The sequence below is a fragment of the Acetobacter oryzoeni genome (assembly GCF_004014775.2).
Lineage (GTDB): Bacteria > Pseudomonadota > Alphaproteobacteria > Acetobacterales > Acetobacteraceae > Acetobacter > Acetobacter oryzoeni.
This window is the reverse complement of record NZ_CP042809.1, coordinates 63,550-83,704: the sequence shown is the minus strand read 5'-3', so window position 1 is coordinate 83,704 and position 20,155 is coordinate 63,550. Positions and strand designations below refer to the sequence as shown.

Sequence of the window (20,155 nt, the reverse complement as noted above, 5' to 3'; positions counted from 1 at the left end):
CGTCATGTTCGACCAGAATTATCATGAACAGAAAAGCGAAATCCACGATCCGAAGTGGAGACGCGCAATACTGACAGTTTTTCACAGCACTGAACGCGCAAGGAATGTGTGGGAAAATCGATGTTCCAATCCTGCTCAGACACCTTGCCAGTTTGTCAGCTGCACCGATGGAACACGTGATCTGATTGGCGTGGTGATCGGTGGAACGATGCCAGAGGCTGCAGACTCAAGGCTGTGGGACTTGGAGTGTGCGTTCACCATGCTCACTGAAGATGCCGAAATCCTGATTGTTAAAGGCTGGTACGCCACAGCAGTCGAGCAGGTCGTTGAGGATATCACAGAAGGAATTGAAGCCATGAAATCAAACGAACAAACATATCGCGATGACGTTCTTGACCTTCTGGTTATCAAGGCGGGTCTTGCGCAGCAGCTTGATCAGTCACCAGCGGCAAAAGCGTTCTGGGATATCCATCTTGATCGCCTTGGGGCAGCAAAATGGCCTGAGGGGCCTTTGCCACAATGTCTTGTGCGTTTTGATGAGCGAACCGGTGCCAAACTCGGTCTCGTTATCAGTGGCGTCTGGGTCGAGCGTTTGGGAGACTGGGATCTGAATGAGCCATTTCTTGTGCTCTCAACGGATGGAGAAATCCAGCGCTGTGAGGGGCGCGTTGTGGAACAGGTCAGTGTGTTATGAGCGCCTCGCTGAGCATCCCGCCGCGTCTCGCTCCTGTGCTGGACGACCTCACTCCAGCGCAGCGTGCTGCAGCTTTGGCGCTAGGCCGCGTCCTGGTGCTTGCTGGTGCTGGCACAGGGAAGACCAAGACCCTGACGGCTGGTGTCGCCACGCGGATCGAACTGTATGGCATGGAGCCATCACGTATTCTCTGCGTGACGTTTACCAACAAGGCGGCTCGCGAAATGCGGGAACGGATTACACGGGCTTGCGGAGAGGGAATGGCACCTTCATGGCTCGGGACATTCCACGCGCTGTGCGCCCGTCAGTTGCGCGCAGAACCCGATATTGCCTATCTGCGAGCGGGATTTGATATTCGTGACGCTGATGACACGCTTGCCATTGTTCGTCGCCTGATTAAGGCGACCCCCGTTGAGCAGTTGCCCCGCCCAGAAGAGGGAGAACCTGGAGATGCGCGTCAGATCGCCAAGATGGCCGAACGGATTTCTCGTTTGAAGGAAGATCTGGTGACACCAGATATGGCGGGGCATCATGTTGAAGCCATGATAGCGCGAGCACACGCTCAAAAACGTTTTGTGGACGATGTGGGCTGGCGTTTTGTCGTTGGGTTATATGGCCGCTATCAGAGTTTGCTGCGCGAACAGAACGCTGCGGATTTTGGCGATCTGCTGATGTGGCCTACCTTGGCCATGCTCAAAAATGAGACCTATCGCTATCGGTGGTCTCGTCGTTTTACATCTGTCATGGCCGACGAATTTCAGGATGTAAACCGCGCCCAGTTTCTCTGGCTCAAAATGATCTCTGAGGTGTCAGGAGAACTGTTTGCTGTGGGGGACGATTCACAGAGCATCTATTCCTGGCGTGGAGCAAAAGTTGGTTTCATACGAGGGTTTTCCCAGGAGTTTCCCGAAGCCAAGACATTCAAACTTGAAGAGAACTTTCGCTCGACCGCTCATATTCTTGACGCATCCAATGCAATTATTGCTCAGGATCCTTCACGTATTCCAAAGACCTTGTATACACGAAAAGGTGCAGGCAAGCCCATCGAAGTGTTGCAGTTTTCCTATATCAGCGAGGAGGCTGACGCTATTGCCGCCGAAATTGGCAGGCGGGCTGCCGCAGGATGCCCGTGGCATGATATCGCCGTGATCTATCGTCAGAACCGTCTCAGCCGCTCGATAGAGGAAGCACTGATACAGGCGCGGGTGCCTTATGAAATTGTTGGCGATGTCGGGTTTTATCAACGTGTTGCCGTCAAGGATGCCCTTGCTCTGGTCTCTCTTGCCGCACGACCGGATGACCGACAATCCGATGAAGCCTTTCGCCGGGTAGCAAATAAACCATCCCGCGGTCTTGGAGCAAAGGGGCTGGGAGCTATTGAACTCACTGCGCGCGAGCAGGACATATCCTTACTCTGCGCTGTCCGTGAGACACGTCTCTCCCAGAAAGCGGCGACCGCCCTTACAGAGTTTGAGCACGTGGTGAGGGAGGTTGGGGCACAGGAGAACCTGAGCGTCGGGGATCGGATGCGCCTCTTACTTGAAGATACTGGCTATTTCGACATGCTTCGTGCTGATGACAGTGATGAAGCTGCGACACAGATGGAGAACCTTGCTGAGCTGGCCGATGTAGCTGACCGTTATCGCAAGGTTGACCATCTGATGGAACACGCTGCCCTGGCCTCAGGCGCACCTGGAGAAAAAGGGAAGGAGCGTGTGCAGCTGCTGACGATGCATCGTGCAAAGGGGCTTGAGTTTCGACATGTGTTTCTTCCTGCGTGGGAAGATAGTCTATTCCCAGGAAGTAATGCACGGAATCTGGATGAAGAGCGCCGACTGGCCTATGTGGCCCTGACACGAGCCATGGAACAGGCAACCATCACCTGCTGCGATTATCGACAGGGAACATCGTCCATCCCGTCCCGGTTTTTGGATGATATCCCCTCCAATAACCGGATACGACACTGGAACTGGCAGGACGGTCGTGGATCACTGTCCAGTAATCGGCCGACATGGGAACAGACTCAACGTGAACTGAATGCGTTGGGGATCTGATCATGGATATTCTTACCAATAAGCAAGCGCGATTGCCCGCCCAGTTGCCCGCTCGGCGCTGGGCCCATTATTGCTGCGTTTGCAAGGCGGGAGCGGTATTCGGTGCGAACACGCATCCAGGCGAGATAATGTGGTACTGCGCAAAACATCGGTCTCTGATGCGCCCTGTGCCACCAGGCCCCATGCCGCGAACATCGGGAAGAAGCTGATGGGCGCTGGACGTTGGAAGGGGGTAATGTTGGCGCTTACCCTGATGGTATTCGGTTTTCATGAAACACGGGCCTACGGAAAGGAAGGCTGCCAAGACCTGTTCTATAAAGGACAAATGCCAGTTTTGGGCGGCGAGTTCGGTCACGGGACAGTCCTGTGCAACACGGCGTATGCCGCTATGGACTCTTCGCTGTCAAAAGGCCCGATCTGGTCGGCAGAGTATATTGTTGAAGAAAATCTTGAAGTTGCGGCCCGTACCAAGCGAGAAGGCTATTTCTATCCGGACGCCCGGCTTCCTGCAGGCTACCGTGGAGAGTTGGCCGACTGGAAGCATAGTGGCTGGGATCGAGGACATTTGTCTCCGTCGGGTGATTTCGCTGGCCTCACGGCTCAACAGGAATCCTATGCATTGTCTAATGTTGTCCCGCAGGCTCCGGGTTTGAACCGCGGAGCATGGGAGGGAATTGAGGCCGCTGTGCGGGGGCTCGCGAATGCTGAGGGAGAACTCTATGTCGTGACAGGAGTGCTGTTTTCTCATCACAGAGTCAGTGTCGGCCCCGATAGAGTCATGATCCCATCAGGCATGTGGAAAGCTGTCTATGATCCCATTGCAGAAGGTGCCGCCGTGTATGTCTGTGCAAACACAAATCAGCCTGATTGTAAGATCGTTTCTTTAGAAGTTTTGTCCCGTTGGGCCGGTATCGATGTATTTCCATCTCTGTCGGTCTCTATCAAACAACACATCATGCCGATGCCCGCCATAGAAGAGAGCCCATATGCAGCAAGCGTTCGAACTGAGCAGTCCAGAGCGAATGGATTTAACTGGAATGATCGACGGGTCAAAGAAGTATTGCGTTTGCTGCAGAAAGCACTCGGTCGATAGGTTGTAAATCTTTGTTATTCCCAGATAAAACGCCATAAAATTTCTAATTGATATTAAAGTATTGTCTCAGGAAATACAGAGGGCGTGACAATGGAAAAAACACTTATCGCACAGGCTATTAGTCATGAAGAATCACAGCGCCGTAGGCGAGTTGTCGAAGAAGCGCGGTCAGCTAATTTCCGGCAGGGCTATCGTCACGATGCCGTTCTGGAAGAAGCTAATGAGCGCTTTATTCTTGGTTTGATTTCGCTTGATGATTTAAAAAAAGAAATGCGGCAGGCTGTTCTGAATAACCGTTGTGCGTTCCAGCATGTCAGAGCATGATTTGGAGCACGGTTACACTTACCCCAATGTGTCAGACGACCCGGATCAGCGCGATGTATTAAGGAACAGGCTGGGTATTCGCAGTCATACGATACTGAGCCAAGGCGAGTATCGTACTACCAGTGATCGATGGATAGAAACTCAGCTTGCTATGCGAACTGCAGGACTCGAACCTGCATCAACCCGCAGTGACACTTTTCTAACCCTTTGAAACAGCAAAAAGAATGCGACGTGCTGTCTTCAAGTTGGTAGTTCTTCTCTTAACATCGGTTAAACATTCTGGAAACATTAATGTTTGAACTATGTGCAGAAATGGCGCATTTCAACCTGACATTAGTTCTTCAAACGTTAAATCTGGATTTTCTTCAAATGAATTTGGAGGAAGTGAGCTGAAGTCTACAAAATACTCAATGTTATCAATTTCTATTTGATAGGGGTGAAAAACTTCTACAGATGGTTTTTGTCCGGAATTACGTTCTTGTATGTATGTGGGTGACATAGGAGGGAGATGTCGCGGATTAAAGCAGGGGACAATGGCATCTAATGCCATTGTATTATTCGGGTCATTCATTGGTTGACCAAACCATGCTTCGAAAACCTCTCTTCTTGTCATTTGGACCGATTGTTCAACAATTGTTTGTATAGCCAGTTTTGTCAGTCGTGTTGCATTGGTAGGAGTAACATCATTTTCTAAACGGGCAAATGAATCGTGCCTTCTGACTCGAAAGCGGCCAACTATTTGAGGCATGTTTTCATAGTTTTCTAAGTCTAATGGCCGAAGTGTGATTTTATTAATTTCTCTCAGTAATTGCAAATAAACTTTTAATAAGGTGTGCCGCCCAGTTTTCCTTAAAGAGCATAAATCTGTAATGTCTGATGGAAGTTGGAAGGAATTAAAATCACCTCTAAGTATATTCCGAGGGCCAATGATTCCTTTTTCAAGAATGCAAATAAAATCAGGGCGGCAGGTTATATCTTCTATATTTTCATCAAGTTTTCTAACTTGTTCAGAAATGGATTCAAGGCTTCTATCAGTCTTATAAGCGACTACTGCGGTGACTGGATGCGGGTAACTTATGCCTGATTGAAATCCATTTCCTCCAATAGTAAAAGGTTTTCTAATAACTATTTTATGAAAAGATTCTATATTTTGATATGCTTCTTGCAATTGAGTGCTGTTTAAAGTTGATTTTATACTGATGGCTCCGTAGATACTTTCAATTGGAAATACAGAATGAAAAGGAGATGATACAATTTTAGGACAATAAAACGGATCATGAATAATTAAATCTATTTGACCACTAGTAAAATTTTCAGAGTTGATGACTTCTCCTCTGCCAATTGCATATCGGCTTGGCAGTTGCTTACTAAGAAAGTCACTGAATGCATCTTCACGTAAAGTGCCTTTTCCGCCTTGGTGATGGATCTCTCCGCTTTGAACGAATTCGGCCATAAGCTTGTCACTGGCTGCTTTGAATATTTTTCTGACGTCCACTTTATATATCCCTTTATTTTATCAAGTGATTTTTTATTTAACTCTCAAGAAGTTTTTCCTGAATCAGCCCAAATGGGCGCAAACTGTTCCGCCTGACGCAGAATATGTTTGACTGCTTCCGCTTCCATATCCGGCGGGTATCCATACTGGCGCAGCAGGCGTTTGACGGAAGTCCGCATCTTGGCGCGGGCTTGCGCCATGACGGTCCAGTCCACTGTGGCATTCTCCCGAATGGTCTTCACCAGTGCTGTGGCGATAACCCGCAGGCTGGGGTCGCCCATGGCGTCCTTGGCGCTCTGGTTCTGGGCTAGTGCGTCATAGAAGGCGATTTCTTCCTGTGTCAGACCCAGTTCCTCTCCCCGGTCACGGGCAGAGGCCATGTCTCGGGCCATCCGGATCAGCTCATCCAGAATTTGAGCGGACGTCAGGGCGTTGGCATGGTAGCGGGCAACAGCCTGTTCCAGCCGTTGTGAAAAGGCTTCGGCTTCCGTGATGTTGGAGCGGGTTCGGCTACGGATCTGGCCTTCCAGCAGCTTCTTGAGCGCCTCAATAGCCAGATTACGCTGGGGCATTTCCCGCACTTCCTGCAAGAAGGCGTCCGAGAGGATGGAAATATCAGGCTTTCCAATGCCTGCGGCTTCCATAATGTCGATGATATCGGTTGAAATAACCGCCTTGCTGACCAGTTGCTTGATGGCCAGTTCGCGCTCCTGCGCACTGCGCCCATCGGTGCCATTGCTCACGCTTTTGACCAGAGCCGCTCTGACCGCCTCGAAAAACCCTATTTCATCGCGCAATTTGGCGGCTTCATCACTGGCAGAAGCCAGCGCAAAGGCGACCGAGAGCGCCTTGACGGCATCCGGGTAGCGCTTCTGGGCGGCCTTACGCTCTTCGTCATTTTTCGCGGATGCCATGGCGCGTTGCTGCTGGCCCAGAATATGGTCAAGCGCTCCGGCCATGATGGACAGCTTGACGTTGGGTGTCGCGCCATCCTGCAAGGCAGGGCGGTAGTCAAAGCCGCCTGGCTGACCGGGATTGAACATGGCTCGCACGACTTCGTAGCGTTCCTGCAAGGCGCGGATGGCCACGCCTTCGTCGATGCCGACCTGTTCGCGGTCTCCGGCGGAGTATTCGCCCAGAGCTGTCTTCAGGTTCTGGGCAAGACCGATATAGTCCACCACCAGACCGCCGGGTTTACCCTTGAACACGCGGTTGACGCGGGCAATGGCCTGCATCAGCCCGTGCCCGCGCATGGGCTTGTCTACATACATGGTGTGCATGGAAGGCACGTCAAAACCCGTCAGCCACATGTCGCGCACAATAACCAGCCGGAGCGGGTCATTATTGTCCTTCATGCGCTTTGCCAGCAATTCACGTCGGGCCTTGGACTTCTTGCCAATATGAGGTTGGAACCCGGCAGGGTCGGATGAACTGCCGGTCATCACCACCTTGATGGCCCCTTCATTGTCATCATCGCTATGCCATGTGGGGCGTAGGTGGATGATCTCGTTATACAGCGCCACACAGATGGCACGGCTCATGCCCACGATCATGCCTTTACCTTCAAGGGCAGTCAGGCGGTTTTCAAAGTGGGTCACAAGGTCTTCGGCTATCCGACGCAGGCGGGGTTCCGAGCCGACCAAAGCTTCTACGCGAGAGTATTTCTGGCTGAGCTTGTGTTCCTCGTTCTCGGAAAGTCCTTCGACAATATCCGCCAGTTCGTCGTCCAGCTCTTCCTTGAGGTCTTCATCCAGTTCGATGCGCACAAGGCGGCTTTCGTAATAGATGGGCACGGTTGCCCCATCTTCGACAGCCTGCGCGATGTCGTAAATGTCGATGTACTCGCCAAAAATACCGCGTGTGTTCACATCGGCATTTTCAATGGGGGTGCCGGTAAAGCCGATAAAGGATGCATTGGGCAGGGCGTCGCGCAGGTATTTGGCAAACCCATAAGTCATTTTGCCGGTTTTGGGGTTGAACTTGGCTTCCAGCCCATACTGGCTGCGGTGCGCCTCATCCGCCATGACCACCACATTGCGTCGGTCGGTCAGCATGGGCAGGCTGGTTTCCCCGTCTTCAGGCTGGAACTTCTGCAAGGTGGTAAAGATGACACCGCCCGAGGTGCGCCGGAGGAGTTTCTGCAAATCCTCCCGGCTGTCCGCCTGTTCCGGTGTTTGGCGCAACAAAGCCTGTGCGCCGGAGAAGGTGGTGAAGAGCTGCTCATCCAGATCATTGCGGTCTGTCAGCACAATGATGGTGGGGTTTTCCATCTCCGGGTGGCGGGCAATCACACCAGCATAGAAGGTCATGAGCAGGCTCTTGCCAGACCCCTGCGTGTGCCAGACCACCCCGACTTTACGGTCTCCATCCGAGGCAGAGGCCCGCACAGTCTGCGCCACGGCCTTTCGGCAGGCATGGAACTGGTGATAGCCCGCCAGAATTTTGATGGGGCTGCCGTTCTTTTCGCCAAACAGCACAAAGTCGCGGATCAGGCCCAGAAACCAGTGTGGGGTGAACACGCCCCGCAGCACGGTTTCCATTTCCTCATGGTTTTTGGCGATCAGGTCTTCGCCGTTGATCGTGCGCCATGGCATGAAGCGGTCACGGTCGGCAGTGAGCGAGCCAACGCGCGCCTGTGTACCATCTGAAATCATTAACGCTTCATTGAGGCGGAACAGAGAGGGAATAAGGCTGCGGTAGGTCTGGAACTGGTTCCATGCGGAATCCAGCGTCGCGTTCTCGGAACTGGGGCTTTTGAGTTCAATCACCCCAAGTGGCATACCGTTGACGAACAGAACAAGGTCTGGCCTGCGGTTGGCTTCGTCCTTTTCAATGACAAACTGGCGCACGACCAGAAAGTCATTGCTCTCAGGGTTCTCAAAATCCAGCAGGCGCACCCGGTCGCCAGACTGTGTGCCGTCCTCGCGCACGACATCCACCGGCACGCCATTAACCAGATAGTCATGCAGGCGACGGTTTTCGTCCACATGGTCGGGCGTGTCTTCACGGATCAGGGCCAGCAGGGCTTCATCGCGTGAGGCTTGGAGAAGATGCGGATTTAACCTGTCTATGGCTGCCCGCAGGCGTTTTTCCAGAATGACGTCCGATAACGAGGCGCGTTCGGGCTTTTTGCCACCGGGGGCAATATCTGGCCCCCAGACAATGGCGTAGCCACATTCGCGCAGAATGTCGCAGGCCCAGTCTTCGATCTCGTTTTCGGACAGAAAGCTCATGCCGCGTCTTCCACCATCTTTTCAGCGTCCCGGATGCTGATCTCGCCGGACATGAGCTTGGGGAGGAGCAGGTCTCGGAGTTGGGCGAGGGTGCGAGATTCTGCTTCACTTGCAATAATCTTATCAAAGATTCCCTGACTTTGGGTGTTAAACGCTTTTAGCAGGTCGAGTGATGCCTTTATGATAGGTAGAGGACGAAAATTCTTTTTGCTGATCTCTTGGAATGTAGAGCCATTAGCATTTTGCAAAATCAGTTCCATACTTTCCTTCAACCAAAGTAAGATGAACGGAGCGGATAAGCTTTGCGTGCATTTTATTCCGATAAAGCCCTGATTTATGGCAAGCGGGACTGTTGTGATTGCTGTATAGCCAACTGGTGCTCGTGACGAAAGAACCACAGAGCCAGAAGGTAAAAGCCCTGAAGAAATTTGCGTTAGGCCTTCCTCTGTGATTTTGCGGGAGGTATCGGAAAGAACGGGAGAATTAAGACCAGACAAGTCCTTAGGTGTGGCCCAGTAATGGTCACCATTCCAGAAAATTGGATTGCTGGTGCTCGGAGTTGATCCACCGACAATATCAGTTTCATCACCGATGGATGAAATATGCCACCCCTCGGGCTTCCCCTCCTCATCCAGCATAGCGGGAAATAGCTCCCACAGTTCTGGGGAGAGGTAAGGGGCTTCTCCGGCCATTTTTGCCCGTGTCGGGCCAAAATCGACAAACCAGTCCCGAAACAACGCTCGCGCCATGGCTTCCAGCGTTTCGTTTGTTCGACGATTGAGGTCTATTTTGTCGTCGAGAAAGTCTAATATTAATGCTATTCGACATTGATCTTCTGGTGAAGGATAGTGAAATTCGAAAGAAAGAATACGAGAGGGGGAGGTGTGCTTTACTGTAGATCCTGTATAGCTTGCTAAAATCTCGTTTCTGTAGGCGGGTGATCGCATAAGCCAGTAAATAAATCGAAGGTTAACGTCTCTTTTTTTCGGAATAATTTTTCCGATACGTTGATTATGTAATAATATTTTTGCAGATTTAGGGACCGAGGCAGCATAACCAAGAGTATCCGCTTCTTTGCTTAAATCCGTCATAGTGACGATAATATCGCCTTCAGATAAACAATATTCATCAGGTAATGAACCATTGTAATATTTTATTTTTCCCCATTGGAAACCACCGCCGATGGCAAAGTTTCCAGGAGTGGTGAGAATGTAAGCTGTGGGTATATCGGAGAAAAATTCACCCTTGAAAGCAAAGCCATGTTTAATATCGATAAGATCAGAAAGTTTAATATCACGGTTTTTCATGCTAAAGCTTCATCATCATTTTTTGTGCTATTATAGATAGTTTTTTTCAATAAAACATTTCTGCTAAGTACTAGATTTTGAAAATTTCTTTCCGTTAGTTTCCAATCCAATACGTCAACTTTCCATGGAAGATCAGACTCTGAGAAGGTTTCTTCCAATCGTGCTCGCGTCTCCAAAGGCAAAGGTTCATCACCCATAACCGCCAGATCAAGATCAGAAAAAGGCTTGGCTTTGCCTGTCACGCGCGAGCCAAAAGCCCTCACTTCACGGTCGGGCACAATCTCGTTGAGTATTCGCAGCACGATAGTCCGCTCTTCGGGCGTGATGTCGATCTGTCCTGTCACGCTGTGCGCTCTTTCAGCGTGGCCAGCATAAATTGGGCTTCCGCAATAAAGTCTGGAATGGTGGCCACAACCTGTTTGGCTGTGGCCTCGTTATAAGTATGGCTGGTCAGGTTACGCATTTTGCGAAACACGCTCCACTGGGGCCATGCGCTTTTGAGCAATCCGGCCTCGTTGGCGGAGCGGATCATGTCCGGAAAGCCCATGCGGTCATATTCCTCGGGGGAGGCAGAATTGGCTTCCAGAAAGCGCTTCAGGGTCTTGTGGCTGAGTTCATAGGTAAACTCGAAACGCTGGATCAGGCCGTCCCGTAACTGCTCGTCGTTGGGCTGCGCAAGGTGACGCGCCCAGCCTTCCTTAAGCCGGTCAAGCGCGCGTTCCAGAGGGGTGAGATACAGCATCACGTGCTTTCCTTCTGCACGATCAGCTTCAGGGAGGCGGTAATTTTCGCATTCAGTTCTTCACCCTGCGCAAACTGTTCTTTCAGGGTCTTCTCAAGGGCTGCAAAGCGTTCGGTAAATGGCACACTGTCTTCTTCGGCCTCCTCTGCGCCCACGTAGCGGCCCGGTGTCAGCACAAAGCCGTGCTGTTCCACTTCATCCAGTGTGGCAGATTTGCAGAAGCCTGGACTATCCTCATAGGTGCCCGCGTCCTTTTCTCCACGCCATGCGTGGTAGGTGTCGGCAATGCGGGCCACGTCCTCGTCCGTCAGCTCCCGGCGGGTGCGGTCAACAAGCTTGCCCAGCTTGCGGGCGTCAATGAACAGGATTTCTCCGCGCCGGTCTCGCCAGTCCTTTTGCTTTTTGGTGCGGGTGAGGAACCACAGGCAGGCTGGAATCTGCGTGGAATAGAAAAGCTGACCGGGCAGGGCCACCATGCAATCCACCACATCGGCTTCCACCATCCTGCGGCGGATTTCGCCTTCGCTGTTCTGGTTGGAGGACATGGAGCCATTGGCCAGCACCACGCCAGCGGTGCCGTCGGGGGCCAGATGCCACAGGATATGCTGGAGCCACGCATAGTTGGCATTGCCCGCAGGCGGTTTGCCATACTGCCAGCGCGGGTCTTCCTCCAGGGATGCATTCCACCAGTCCGACACGTTAAAGGGCGGGTTGGCCAGAATATAGTCAAAGCGCAGGTCTTTCAGTTCATCACGTAGAAAGCTGCCTTCATTGTTCCAGCGGATATCCGCGCCAATACCGCGCACGGCAAGGTTCATGCGGGCCAGACGCCATGTGGTGTGGTTGCTCTCCTGCCCGTAAATGGCAATGTCACCCAGCTTGCCGCCATGGGTTTCCACAAAGCGTTCAGACTGCACGAACATGCCACCAGAGCCACAGCATGGGTCATACACCCGGCCCTTATAGGGTTCGAGCATGGAGACCAGCGTGCGCACCACGCTGGAAGGCGTGTAGAACTCGCCCCCGCGCTTGCCTTCGGCTCCGGCAAACCCGCCAAGGAAGTATTCGTATACCCGACCCAGCACGTCCCGCGCCTTATCGTCCGTATCGCCCATGCCGATGTCAGAGATCAGGTCGATCAGTTCCCCCAGCATCACGCTATCAAGGGCAGGTCGTCCGTAATCCTTGGGCAGAACCCCCTTGAGCTGGTCCGGGTTGGCTTTTTCAATGGCCAGCATGGCTTCATCAATGAGTTTGCCGATGCTGGAGGACCGGGCGTTGTCTCTCAGGTGAGACCAGCGGGCAGTCTCGGGCACCCAGAAGATGTTTTCAGCCAGATATTCGTCGGGGTCTTCCGCTGCTGCCGGATCATCCAGTATCAGTTCAGCATGGCGGGCTTCAAAGGCCGTGGAGATATAGCGTAGGAAGATCAGGCCAAGGGCCACATGCTTGTAATCTGAGGGTTCAAGGTTCTTGCGCAACTTGTCAGCCGCCAGAAACATCTGCTGTTCAAAGCCCAGCGTCGCGCTCGCTGCCTTGGCCTTGCTCGCTTTGGTGGTTTTCTTGGGAGCAGGGGCAGCATCAGGGTTCTTGCGAGGGCGACCGCGGGGCATGAAAGAAAGCCTTGTTTCTCAGAAAAATCAGATAATCCAGTTTGACGGAAACTGGCCATCTGGTCGAGAGGCAATGGCGGGATAGAGGTCTGTCTGGCACCGTGTGCAGGTGGTGAACCGGGATTTTATGGCGATGGTCCCATGTGAGGTTTGATTGGGACAATGGCCATGGTGTTCCTCAAGCCTTTTGGAGCAGCCAGTTTTGAGCGCAGGCGGGTGATTTCCTGTCTCGCCCTTTCTTTTTCAGCTTGGTGGGCCTTGTCCCATTGTCTGATACGGTCTGTTCTCGCCTGCACCAGTCTGTCAAAACGATGCTGGAGCCATGGTTCGAGTTTTTCCGGATCAGCCATGGCGGAAAATTCGGCATCATACTGTTTCCTGAATTCTTCAAGGACAGGTCTATCCTGTTCTGTCAGGATAGACCGGACAGGTTCTGGCGGTGTTGAGCGCAACCCGACAATATGCAGCAACGCCTGTACAACAAACCGCAGGACTTCCAGAAATTTGAGCAAAAGCTGCTGGCAGACTTTTTCCAGTTTCCCGGCTCGTCCGGTCATGCGTTGCCAGCGGCTTTCGTCAGCTTGTTTCCACTCTTTTTTGGCACGATGGTAACGCGCAAAGCTGCTCCGCAGTTGCTTCTGGTAGGGTGTGAGGGCTTTGCGCCATTTCGTGAGCATTTCTTCCCTCTTCAGCGGTGCCCAGTCCTCTTCTGGCGCTCTCTGGTCAAGGATAGCCTGCTGGTCCAGAATAGCCTGCCTGATCCGGTGGCAGATACGGGCTTCTTCATCGCTGAGAATCAGCGGATACAATGGTTTCGGCGGGGTATGTGGCACGACGGCTGGCCTGTCCACATCCTCCATCTGCCTGCGCCTGAGTGCGTCAATCGCTTTATTCCTGCGTGGTAGGCGGATACGTTTTGGACTCCTGTTGGGGGCAGGTGAGGCGTCGGGGGCGGAGAATATTCCAGTCTGGTCATTCTCTGACGTTATGCGGATGGGAACACGGGTGCTTCTGATATCCAGTTTCGACTTTTCGTTTGGCTGCGTGTGTTCTTCTGTCAGAAGTTTCCGAAATTCTGCCATGCGTACTTTTGTCAGGCGGGTAAAACTACCAACCAGAACACCATCGCTGGATTCGATGATATGAGCACCCGGTCGGGTCTCCTTGCGATCTCCTTCGCGCATGGTCAGACCATGTTCTGTCAGTGCTGCACGGAAAGGCTTTAACCCGTCAGACCGGTTCCAGAGAGAGGCAACAAGCTGTTTGAGTTTTGGCAGGTCAAGTCCCTGTCTTTCCGCTGTGCGGTGGGCCTGCGAGGTATAGGCAGCACGTGGCTTGTCTGCTGGTTGTGCTGGTACAAGGGCCGCGATCAATTCTGCTTCATGGACTTTGCCGTCCTGACGTAAAGCTTTAGCAATCGAGCGGTCATGGCGTCCGGCGACAAGAGCATGACCCAATCTGATTTCTTCCAGCCGTGCAAGTTTTTCTAATCGTATCCAGCTAAAGCGACTGTCTAAAATATGGTCCTGCTGCCATTCAGGGAGGAGAAGGTGCCCATGAGTGCTGCCGTCCTTTTGATGGATGACCAGTGTTATGTGCTCAGGGTCTGCATGGAATTCGAGACATATCCGTCTGGCAAACTCTGCCAGTTGGACGTCTGTCATGGGTTCATCGGGATTGAACGCGATGTGACGCAGACCATAAGTCAGTTTTTCGCGTCTGGCTTCCCGCATGGCATCGTGAAGCAACCAATCTGACCCGGCCATGATCCTTATGGTTTCATTTTTTGGGCCATGGAGAACATGTCGGGCAATGGCATCGGCACCGCTTTTTGTCCTGATCCGGCTCTCCTGAATAATCATGGCTCATGACCCGGATAGTTTTCAATGAAGCGTCCTGGCAGACCGGACGCACCTGCGCCGGGGGGGGGCGGCTTCGTGATTGTGCCAGAAGCCCATCAATTTGATGCAGCCTGTCCTCAAGTTCGGTGAGTGTTTCCCCGCAGTGGATATGGTCACCACAATGAGCAGAGTGGGCCAGTTGATTCAGATTGTTGCCAATACGTGAGAGGGCATGACGCAGGCTGTAAAGTTCTGCGCTGACCTGCTGGCCATTGTCACCAGCCAGTTCAGAGGTCGTCAGGAGAGCCCTGATCCAATGAGCGGTGGTGGCGTGGCCGAGGTGGCGGGCAACGCTATTCCAGCGGTTCAGTTCGGCGGGGCTGGCTCTCACAGAGAGACGAGAAGTGCGGACAATCGGCATAACAAGGTTCTCCTTAAAGGGGGTCAACGGGGGAAGTATTCCCCCTTGCCAGATGCTGAATGGGTAGCCATTCAGCACTGCTGGCTCCTCTTAACTCCTCTTAAAGATAACCTATTGAGATACCCGATTTCCGAACTTTCTTTTCATGCAAACGAGATCGCCATTATGAGCTTGTCAGAAGGGCATGATGCACTCTGCTGGGCAGTGAAGGGCTTCAATGACTTGTTTCAAATTGGCGACCTCAATCCCGCTCGTGTAGTTCATCGTGCCCTGTGATTTGTGGGATGCTTCATGCCCTAAAACAGTATCAATCCATAATTCTCTAATGTGCGCTTCTTGGTTCCTGAGTTTCGTACTGACGGTATGGCGGAAGGAATGGAACGTCACATCTTCCGGGATGCCAATGCGCTTTTTGTGCTTCGAAAAAGCTCGAGCAAAATTGTCTCCACGCTCACCTGTCGATGAAACCGTGAGGTCAGGGAACAGGTAGTGCTCCCCGGTATCTCTGAGCAGGTCGAGTCCATCCATGGTGAGCAGGTGCGAGTGAATGGGGATGATCCGTGTGCCTGCGGACGTCTTTGGTGACCAGTCATCTTCCAGGTGAGGACGAACATGAAAGCACGGAATGCCTTCGATAACTTCTATGTCCTGACGTCTCAGATTGCAGATTTCGCCCAACCGCATTCCCGTGAACATGCCAACGCTGATGATCCCCGCCCATGTGGTTCGGGAAACCGATGTGCCATTCCATGGTGTGTGAGCAAGCAGTGTCAGTTCATCATCTGTCCAGCCTCGCCGTACGATCTTTTTTGTGATGTTGAAGTCCCAACCAGCCCACGGATTCCGGTCTGCCATTTCTCGTTGCACAAGATGCATCCATAGAGCGGACAGACGGGAGAAATGGTTTTTCACCGTCTTCCCGCTGACTGTTTCCTGCCCTCGCTCGTGGGCCTGAGCAACGGCTTCACGGATGGGAAGGCCGGTTCTTCCTTTGCCATGAGTGGCAGGAAGATCAGAGAGCAGGTCGAAAAATTCACCTGCAACCGTGCCCGTGATCTGCTTCACCGGCATGTCGCCAAAGGCTTCAATAAAGAGGTCCACGGTTTTGCGTGTGGCTTTCTTGGTGTCCTCGCTCTTGTCCTTGTCAGTAAAGACAAATTTTTCAGCCATCGTGGAAAGAGGCGGAGAGGTCGGCTTGCGGGTTTTGGGCTGTTCATCCTCAACCGGGCTTCCTGCGGCTGCCTCAGTCAAACCAGCAGGGCGATGTTTGCCCAGATCGACAATCAGGGTGGAGAGGCTTTTGATCTGCTCGCGCAGCATATCCTTTTCTTTTTTGCTCACGGCGCTGTCTGTAAAGACTTTCTGCATCATGCTTTGAAGCCGTGCTTCCAGTGCCTTGAGTGACTCTGTGGCAAAAGAGATGAAAGCGCCTTCCTTCTGCACCTGATCCATCAGGGTCATGGCGTGATCGGCTTGCAGGGCGCGTTTTTCAGCCCGGAAGGCATCATCGGCAAGGGTGAGGAGTTCTTCCTGTTCCGCTATAATTTTGCCCTGTTCGATTAGCAGGGCAATCAGGTCCTCGCGTGACAGGTCAGTCTCCATCGTCTTTGCCTTCTCAAAAAGTGCGCCGGTTCGGGCGTAAAGGGCTGCTGCCCGTTCACGGGCCACCAGCTTACTCTGAGTCTGCCAAGAGAGAGAAATTTCGGTTCGGCCCAGTCGGGCCTGAACGGCAACGGGCACGGCCCGGCGGAAGTGGTAGTGAGACCCGATAAGGCGGAGCATCTGCGTTTCCCAGTCTGGGAAGACAAACGGGAAAATCCCGCAGACCCGCCAAATTCTCATTTTACTGTTATATTTCAAGAGGTTAGTGGTGCGAACTGCGGGACTCGAACCCGCTTTCTTTGGTCGCAACCAATAAGACAACCAATTGAGATAGCAAAGATAATTTCAGACGAAATCATCCTTCGTATAGTGACTGCAATTCTACTTTTGGAGCAAACCCGTGGGGCAGTCAAGGTGGTTAACGAAGGACTATAGATATTTTTAAACGTAAAGCACTACTTGACGTATTTCATGTAAAGTCATACATTACACACATGGAGATAGACAGTATCGCTCATAAAGGGCTCCGGCGTTTCTTTGAAACTGGGAATGCAAAAGGACTGGTCGGAGACATCAGTCGTTTGCGAAAAATGCTGGCCTTTATTGATGCTGCCGGGTCTTTGGAAGAGTTGTCTGTCCCACCCAATTATGGGCTGCATCCGCTAACTGGCGACCGGGCAGGAACATGGTCAATGACCGTTACGAAAAACTGGCGTCTGACATTCAGAGTGAGCGAAACAGGTGCTCTTCTGGATATGACATTGGAGGATTATCATGGCTCTTAAAATGCACCCCTCTCTGGCGGTTCATGTAGGGGACTGGATAAAAACAGAACTACTGGAACCCCATAACATCCGTGTGAATGCTGTCGCCGAGCATTTTGGGGTTTCTCGCCAGTCCATCAGTGCGTTACTGAATGGCCGGGCACGCTTATCAGCAGACATGGCTATCCGCTTTGAGAAAGCTTTTGGTATTAGTGCCGAGACGCTGATGCGGATGCAGAGCACGTTTGATTTGGCGCAAGCGCGTGTCCATGCAGGCGATCTTGAGGTGAGTGGTTTCTTTGGTCAGGCTCAGCAACCTGTTAGATATCGAGTTTCTCAATAGCTTATTTTTAAAGGGAGCCAGCCGCAGGCAAGGGGGAATGCTTCCCCCGTTGACCCTCTTGTTGAGTTAATTTTCCAGGATATCCAGAGCTGGCAAGGTTTTTACGATTTTCATGGTTTCAAGGCTGATAGTCAGCACCCGAAGGAACAGTTCCAGCGGGTAACGTGGGTTATTCATGGTCTCGATAGCCCAGTCATTGGCATCGTTGACAATCCCACTGGCCTTGTCGGTTTTGACACATTGGCGTTCGACAACCCAATCCAGCGCGGGTTTGCCATTTACGACATAATCATAGGCCTCCAGCGGGATGCCTGTGACGGTGATACGGTCATTGTAATGCAGGACGCTTTTGTCCTTGCCCTTACCGTATTTCATTTTTTCTACTCGGAAAGTTTCTGGTGTGAGAGGGCCTTTGCCATAATCAACCTTTGCACCATCGTAGATGGGCTGATTGTCAAAATTGACATGCATTTCTCCAAGTCTGCGACCTGCATCGCTGAATGCTTTGAAAGCCTCATATGTTTTTACACGAGGAATGCGAGGTAATTCTTTGCGTAGGGTGTCAGCATAGCGTTCCCGATATTCCTTAAAGTGCAGGATACCGTAGACGTAGTAGAACAGGTCTCTCTTGCTGATGGTCTGTCCCGGATAAGCATCTTGAAAGTGCTTCAGTCCTTCATCCGTAATGGCTTCGCGGCGCACAAGGCGTGGCTGGGTGGGGTGCCGGCTTCTGTTTTCGGTACTCAGCCGGTTTCGGTATGGGGGCGTATAAGGAAGCAGGGGATGCCGTCAATGCTCTGCAGGTCTTCTGTCCGTTTTCAAAATTCCAGCCTGTCCACGGATTGCGTGTGACCTGTTCGCGCTGGTGTAGCTGGTTCCACAGGGCAGAGAGATGCATCATGTGGTTTTTCCCGCTCAGGGTGGGCAGACCTTCCTCTCTGGCTCTCTGAGCCTCTTCTTCAAGGGTAAGGCTGCTTTTACGTTTGCCCAGTGATGCCGGAAGAGCAAACAGCAGGTCACGGAACGCCCCAGCCTTCGCGCCACCAACAATGGACGCAGGCGCATCTCCGAAAGCTTTTAGAAATAGTTCTACGGTCCGTTGTGTGGCTTTCTTAGTGTCGATACTGGCATGGGAATTATCCATCACAAAGCGTTTCAGCGCACCCGACAGCATAAGGGGCCCTGACGGGGTTGGGTGCTTTTTTCACGGTTCGGGGTTTAGCACCAATGCTGAAACTGTACGAACCCCATTTCATCAGCAGATGAAGGGAGGTCCTGGCCCCGCAATAGCGGAGAAGGCTCCGGAATTGTGTTCGTAGGCTGTGTTATTTTGGGGGCTGGTGACGTGGTTTATGCGACCGCGAACGCGGGTATGCCTCCAAGCAAGACAAAGAGAGGCAGGATAAGTTTTGCTGTGCGGACGGGTCTGCCATGGCTGGCAGAGCAGTAGGGATAAGGCATAAGTGGTTCTCCTTTAGGGAGGAGTATTCCCTCTCATCATGCGACCAGATTCACTTTTTTAGACGAATCTGGTGAGACGAAGTTTTTCGTCGCATCTTGTGAGGCAAAGATAGGGGCTTACGGGAATAAGGAGACGAAACTGTTATGCAACATGGCGTCAATCCGAGTTGTGATGCGGTAAGCACCAGAGAAGATACTGGAATACAGGGTGAGCACCTGAAGCTGGAGGAGACATCCACCAGTGTCGTGACATTCCGCACTCCAAGTTCACCAGAGGTCAGAGCGCGTTATAGGCAAATTGCCCAGGATGGAGAAGGCAGCGTACCGCATCCCCGATTTCGGGACGGGTGGCGTTTGCGTGTAGATATCTTGGGTGAAGACGGCAGCATAGTCGATGGCAGTGTCTTTTTCAGACTGTTCCGTGGATCTGAACAGATCGTCAGACCCTATTTATTAGGCCTGATGACGTGGGACGAAGACATGCGCCTGGGAGCATTGATTACCGCCAGTTTTCTGGGCGCCCTGGGATATGCTCAGGGAAAGATCACCCCGACAGGCAAACCCAAGGAAATCACAAAAAGCGGCATTCTCCCACAGCTTATTACATTGATATCGAACACGCCATACGGGCCGCGTCCGTCTGAGGCTCCTTATATGATGGAACTCATTCATGAAATTGCCGCCGTGCTCATGCAGGAAGTGAAGCGGCGGGTTGGAGAAATTGCTCCGCCGCCCCCGAAGGTGAAATTCTGTCTATGAAGGAAATTTTTGTGAAATTAACGTATAGCCTGCCACTGGCAGCCTTTGCTGGTTTGATGGCATTGTCACAACCGGCTTCAGCGCAAAACATGATCAGCAGCGGGACGAGCCAGTTCGCACCCAAAACCACGCCACATGCTGTTCCCACTCTCTTTGCAGAACACCCGGCCTCTTTGGAGCAGTTGCTGAATTCTGGATACGAAATCCGCTCCAGCGCCAGTAGTGAAACGGGTTCATCCATGATTTTGTTTCGGCCGGCTCAGCCAGGTCAGAAGGCATCATGGGTCAGGTGTGAATTGATTGGCGACAGGAACGGCAACGTCGTGTTGCGTTCGAGTCATAATGTTACATCAGACTGTCGCGATTTGAACTGAGAAGACCAAGCGTCTTGCGGTATTCAAACTCTCGT

Annotated in this window: 18 protein-coding genes and 1 pseudogene; 8 read left to right on the top strand and 11 right to left on the bottom strand. The window is 52.2% G+C overall.

Going from position 1 to position 20,155, the window contains the following annotated elements; all coding sequences use genetic code 11:
- The first annotated feature begins 4 nt into the window (after positions 1-4).
- The 4 genes from EOV40_RS13280 (at position 5) to EOV40_RS13265 (ending at position 4,165) form a co-directional block, all read left to right on the top strand.
- The gene (locus tag EOV40_RS13280; protein WP_097802563.1) at positions 5-694 is read left to right on the top strand and encodes a hypothetical protein; all 690 of its coding nucleotides are present in this window, start codon (positions 5-7) and stop codon (positions 692-694) included.
- On the top strand, positions 691-2,748 hold the full coding sequence (locus EOV40_RS13275; protein ID WP_128106319.1) for an ATP-dependent helicase: 2,058 nt from the start codon (positions 691-693) through the stop codon (positions 2,746-2,748). The genes EOV40_RS13280 and EOV40_RS13275 overlap by 4 nt, the downstream gene beginning before the upstream one ends.
- Positions 2,749-2,983: 235 nt before the next feature.
- The gene (locus EOV40_RS13270) at positions 2,984-3,841 is read left to right on the top strand and encodes a DNA/RNA non-specific endonuclease (protein ID WP_167506908.1); all 858 of its coding nucleotides are present in this window, start codon (positions 2,984-2,986) and stop codon (positions 3,839-3,841) included.
- Positions 3,842-3,931: 90 nt separating this feature from the next.
- The gene (locus EOV40_RS13265; RefSeq protein ID WP_116100406.1) at positions 3,932-4,165 is read left to right on the top strand and encodes an antitoxin VbhA family protein; all 234 of its coding nucleotides are present in this window, start codon (positions 3,932-3,934) and stop codon (positions 4,163-4,165) included.
- A 322-nt stretch (positions 4,166-4,487) separates the two neighbouring features.
- Here EOV40_RS13265 and EOV40_RS13255 read toward each other — a convergent pair whose 3' ends face one another.
- The 9 genes from EOV40_RS13255 to EOV40_RS13215 form a co-directional block, all read right to left on the bottom strand.
- The gene (locus EOV40_RS13255) at positions 4,488-5,660 is read right to left on the bottom strand and encodes a DUF6602 domain-containing protein (protein WP_128106316.1); all 1,173 of its coding nucleotides are present in this window, start codon (positions 5,658-5,660) and stop codon (positions 4,488-4,490) included.
- A 44-nt stretch (positions 5,661-5,704) separates the two neighbouring features.
- Positions 5,705-8,893 (bottom strand): type I restriction endonuclease subunit R, encoded by a 3,189-nt coding sequence (locus tag EOV40_RS13250; protein ID WP_128106315.1) that lies wholly within the window; start codon positions 8,891-8,893, stop codon positions 5,705-5,707.
- Positions 8,890-10,200: a restriction endonuclease subunit S gene (locus EOV40_RS13245; protein ID WP_128106314.1), complete on the bottom strand. Its 1,311-nt coding sequence runs from the start codon at positions 10,198-10,200 to the stop codon at positions 8,890-8,892. Before EOV40_RS13245 ends, EOV40_RS13250 begins: the two co-directional genes overlap by 4 nt.
- The gene (locus tag EOV40_RS13240) at positions 10,197-10,544 is read right to left on the bottom strand and encodes a nucleotidyltransferase family protein (RefSeq protein ID WP_128106313.1); all 348 of its coding nucleotides are present in this window, start codon (positions 10,542-10,544) and stop codon (positions 10,197-10,199) included. Before EOV40_RS13240 ends, EOV40_RS13245 begins: the two co-directional genes overlap by 4 nt.
- Positions 10,541-10,942: a nucleotidyltransferase substrate binding protein gene (locus tag EOV40_RS13235; RefSeq protein ID WP_128106312.1), complete on the bottom strand. Its 402-nt coding sequence runs from the start codon at positions 10,940-10,942 to the stop codon at positions 10,541-10,543. The genes EOV40_RS13240 and EOV40_RS13235 overlap by 4 nt, the downstream gene beginning before the upstream one ends.
- On the bottom strand, positions 10,942-12,555 hold the full coding sequence (locus EOV40_RS13230; RefSeq protein WP_128106311.1) for a class I SAM-dependent DNA methyltransferase: 1,614 nt from the start codon (positions 12,553-12,555) through the stop codon (positions 10,942-10,944). Before EOV40_RS13230 ends, EOV40_RS13235 begins: the two co-directional genes overlap by 1 nt.
- Before the next feature lie 125 nt (positions 12,556-12,680).
- A complete protein-coding gene (locus EOV40_RS15365) occupies positions 12,681-14,321 on the bottom strand; it encodes a hypothetical protein (RefSeq protein ID WP_244297060.1) in 1,641 nt (546 codons plus the stop codon).
- A gap of 13 nt (positions 14,322-14,334) precedes the next feature.
- Positions 14,335-14,817, bottom strand: coding sequence for a MobC family plasmid mobilization relaxosome protein (locus EOV40_RS13220; RefSeq protein WP_128106310.1), 483 nt, complete (start codon positions 14,815-14,817; stop codon positions 14,335-14,337).
- A gap of 174 nt (positions 14,818-14,991) precedes the next feature.
- Positions 14,992-16,599, bottom strand: coding sequence for a tyrosine-type recombinase/integrase (locus EOV40_RS13215; RefSeq protein ID WP_128106400.1), 1,608 nt, complete (start codon positions 16,597-16,599; stop codon positions 14,992-14,994).
- Between the two features lie 314 nt (positions 16,600-16,913).
- Here EOV40_RS13215 and EOV40_RS13210 point away from each other — a divergent pair, with 314 nt between their 5' ends.
- Both EOV40_RS13210 and EOV40_RS13205 read left to right on the top strand, forming a co-directional pair.
- Positions 16,914-17,204 carry a type II toxin-antitoxin system RelE/ParE family toxin gene (locus tag EOV40_RS13210; protein ID WP_116100417.1) on the top strand — a complete coding sequence of 97 codons (291 nt, stop codon included), beginning with the start codon at positions 16,914-16,916 and terminating at the stop codon, positions 17,202-17,204.
- On the top strand, positions 17,194-17,526 hold the full coding sequence (locus EOV40_RS13205; RefSeq protein WP_167506907.1) for a HigA family addiction module antitoxin: 333 nt from the start codon (positions 17,194-17,196) through the stop codon (positions 17,524-17,526). Before EOV40_RS13210 ends, EOV40_RS13205 begins: the two co-directional genes overlap by 11 nt.
- A gap of 66 nt (positions 17,527-17,592) precedes the next feature.
- Here EOV40_RS13205 and EOV40_RS13200 read toward each other — a convergent pair.
- Together EOV40_RS13200 and EOV40_RS13195 are read right to left on the bottom strand one after the other, a co-directional pair.
- Positions 17,593-18,219 (bottom strand): annotated as a pseudogene (locus EOV40_RS13200) (type ISP restriction/modification enzyme); the annotation flags it as partial.
- Positions 18,203-18,700, bottom strand: coding sequence for a hypothetical protein (locus EOV40_RS13195; RefSeq protein WP_244297058.1), 498 nt, complete (start codon positions 18,698-18,700; stop codon positions 18,203-18,205). The gene EOV40_RS13195 and the pseudogene EOV40_RS13200, both read right to left, overlap by 17 nt.
- A 431-nt stretch (positions 18,701-19,131) precedes the next feature.
- Between EOV40_RS13195 and EOV40_RS13190 the strand changes: the two genes are divergently transcribed.
- Together EOV40_RS13190 and EOV40_RS13185 are read left to right on the top strand one after the other, a co-directional pair.
- Entirely contained in the window at positions 19,132-19,746 is a 615-nt protein-coding gene (locus EOV40_RS13190; protein ID WP_116100418.1) for a hypothetical protein, read from the top strand.
- Positions 19,743-20,120, top strand: a complete 378-nt coding sequence (locus EOV40_RS13185) for an ABC transporter substrate-binding protein (protein WP_116100419.1) — start codon at positions 19,743-19,745, stop codon at positions 20,118-20,120. Before EOV40_RS13190 ends, EOV40_RS13185 begins: the two co-directional genes overlap by 4 nt.
- Positions 20,121-20,155 lie beyond the last annotated feature (35 nt).